The sequence below is a fragment of the Desulfobacter sp. UBA2225 genome (genome assembly GCF_002348205.1).
GTDB classification, from domain to species: domain Bacteria; phylum Desulfobacterota; class Desulfobacteria; order Desulfobacterales; family Desulfobacteraceae; genus Desulfobacter; species Desulfobacter postgatei.
This window is the reverse complement of sequence record NZ_DDYV01000217.1, coordinates 1-2,547: the sequence shown is the minus strand read 5'-3', so window position 1 is coordinate 2,547 and position 2,547 is coordinate 1. Positions and strand designations below refer to the sequence as shown.

Here is a 2,547-nt window from a genome sequence, read left to right as displayed (position 1 = left end):
GGCCGGCGATAAGCTGGCTGTGGTTGCCCATATTCATGGCTGAAAAGCGGTGAGACAAAATGGATGTCCGCGGCGTAACAACTCTGTGGCCCTTTTCACCGGTCATGAAAACGAGCAACCCCATAGAGGCAATCATTCCAATGCCCGTTGTGTATATGGGAATGTTTGTCCATTCCATGATGTCAATGATTGAAAACCCGGCTGTGCATGTGCCGCCCGGCGAATTGATGACCATTTGAATCTGATTGATACTTCCCCTGATGTTGAATTCGATGATTTCTTTACAGACGCTTTCAGCCTTTGCTTCGTTAATAGTCCCGGAAAGATAAATGATCCCGTAATCAGACAACCCTTTTTCTTCGCGCTCTTTTTCTTTTGCCGCCATGGTGAACCCCCTTTAATTATTTACGGCTGAAGAATGCATCAGCGGAGTGTCATTTTTGGACATTTTTGAAAAAATAATTTTGCGTTTGATGAAAATATTTTGTAGGCTTCATTAACTCGTTTAGTTCATTCATTATTTTAATTTTATTCTGGTGAAGTTATGCGCTTGAAAATGATCAGGAAACTTGTGGACGCCATAACCCTTCTTTCCCAGCCGACGGGGACGACCATATCCGCCCTTTCGGAAAGGCTCGACATTGATAAAAGACAAGCCTATAGAATTATTGACGAAATTCAGAGCGAATTCAAAATTATGATTGATAAGGACAAAGCTCTGCTGGGCGGTGAAACAAGGTATTATCTGGATAAAGAATTTGCCCGCCGATTGTCGGAAATCAAAGTTGCGGATTTGAATCTGACGCTTGCGGAAATCATCAGCCTTTATTTCATCAAGGGCCATTCGCGTATCTACCGCGGCACCGATATAGAGACCAATATTGAAAGGGCTTTCAGCAAACTGGATGTTTTTGTGCCGGAAGGTCTGGTCCAAAAACTGGAAAAGATCAAAACGCTCTTTCTGTCGGCCGACAAATTTACGAAAGATTATACGGGAAAAGAGGAAATTATAGAATTATTGACCGATGCCATTTTACAGAAGAAAACGTGCCTTGTTGAATATCATTCTTTTTTTTCGGGTAAAATGAAGACCTTCCATATTGACCCGCTGAAATTATTCGACTGGAATGGAGGGCTTTATTTATCGGTACGAGTAGCTGAACATGATGCCATTCGCACTCTGGCTGTAGAAAGAATCGAAAAAATCACCCTCACGGAAAACGAGTTTAATATTCCCGATGATTTCGATCCCGATGTGATCATGGAGGATGCTTTTGGAATTGTCTATGACGATCCGGTTACCGTTAAAATTCAGTTCTGTGCCAAACAGGCGCCGTATATTCAGGAACGGCAGTGGTGTAAAAATCAGAACATTGAAAAACACAAAGATGGCTCCATCATTTTAACCATGAACACATCCGGCTGGTATGATGTAAAACAATGGATCCTTTCCTTTGGCAATGATGCCGTGCTTTTAGAGCCCGCCGACAAAAGGAAGGAAATAAAAGAAGCCATAAAAAAGATGGCTACGCTATACAAATAATAATGAATTGGACTATCGCTTTTTCTTGGTGCAATAGTTAATTCGCAATTTGGAAAAGGTAACAATCATGTATTTGCGCCGCCACAGGAATAACGCCCGGCTCTTTTGATTGACTATATTCCATCTTTTTCGTATATTCGGTACGTAATTTGTTCATGAGGAAATAAATGATGAAAAGAATGACGCAAAACAAATTGGTCAAAACCAATCAAGAAACTGCTTTTGAAGAGAAAGCAATCATTCTAAAAAAACTAATGCCGACACTTCGCAAAAACTACAGCATCAGAGAACTTGGCATATTCGGTTCCTACGTTTCAGGCAATCATAAATCAACCAGCGACATCGATTTACTGGTTGAATTTCAAACACCGCCATCTTTTTTTGGCTTCATCCGTCTGGAAAACTTTCTGAGCCAAAAGCTGGGGGTGAAGGCTGACCTCGTCATGAAAGATACTCTTAAACCAGCTATTAGCCGCCGTGTACTTTCAGAATTGGTTCAAATATGAAAAGGACGCCTAAAGAGTTTTCCGGTTACCTGACGGATATGATCGATTATGCGGATAAAGCCTCCAATTTCCTTCATGGTATATCGTTGAAATCTTTTAAAGCAAACGAGGAAAAAGCGTTAGCTGTTATTCGTTCTCTGGAAGTGATTGGCGAAGCAGCACGGAAAATTCCCAAACCTGTCAGGGATAAATATCCTCAAGTACCCTGGGCAGAAATAACCGGCATGAGAGATAAACTTATTCACGACTACTTTGGTGTAAGTCTTGACGTTGTCTGGCTTACCGTAAAAAATGATTTACCGGAAATGACCAAAGCTTTAAGGATAATGATGGCCGATATGACCGCAGGAAGCAACCCGTGATCTATTTCCGCAATGTCAGTCTGTTATATCGCACTGGTGCTGATTGACGCGGAAGAAGGCATCACCGAACAGGACGCCAAAATTGCCGGTCTGTCTTACGAACAATACACCAAACGGGTGGACACCTCGCCTTTAA

4 protein-coding genes are annotated in these 2,547 nt (G+C 41.9%); 3 read left to right on the top strand and 1 reads right to left on the bottom strand.

What is annotated here, in order from left to right:
- The coding region (locus B3D59_RS10935; RefSeq protein WP_286819760.1) for an ATP-dependent Clp protease proteolytic subunit at positions 1-385 on the bottom strand (385 nt) is incomplete at its 3' end.
- 171 nt (positions 386-556) lie between these two features.
- Between B3D59_RS10935 and B3D59_RS10930 the strand changes: the two genes are divergently transcribed.
- The 3 genes from B3D59_RS10930 to B3D59_RS10920 all read left to right on the top strand — a co-directional run bounded on the left by B3D59_RS10930 (position 557) and on the right by B3D59_RS10920 (position 2,411).
- Positions 557-1,543, top strand: a complete 987-nt coding sequence (locus B3D59_RS10930; protein ID WP_286819759.1) for a helix-turn-helix transcriptional regulator — start codon at positions 557-559, stop codon at positions 1,541-1,543.
- Positions 1,544-1,710: 167 nt separating this feature from the next.
- Positions 1,711-2,049: a nucleotidyltransferase family protein gene (locus B3D59_RS10925; protein ID WP_286819758.1), complete on the top strand. Its 339-nt coding sequence runs from the start codon at positions 1,711-1,713 to the stop codon at positions 2,047-2,049.
- Positions 2,050-2,087: 38 nt separating this feature from the next.
- Positions 2,088-2,411, top strand: a complete 324-nt coding sequence (locus tag B3D59_RS10920) for a DUF86 domain-containing protein (protein WP_286819757.1) — start codon at positions 2,088-2,090, stop codon at positions 2,409-2,411.
- Positions 2,412-2,547: the final 136 nt, after the last annotated feature.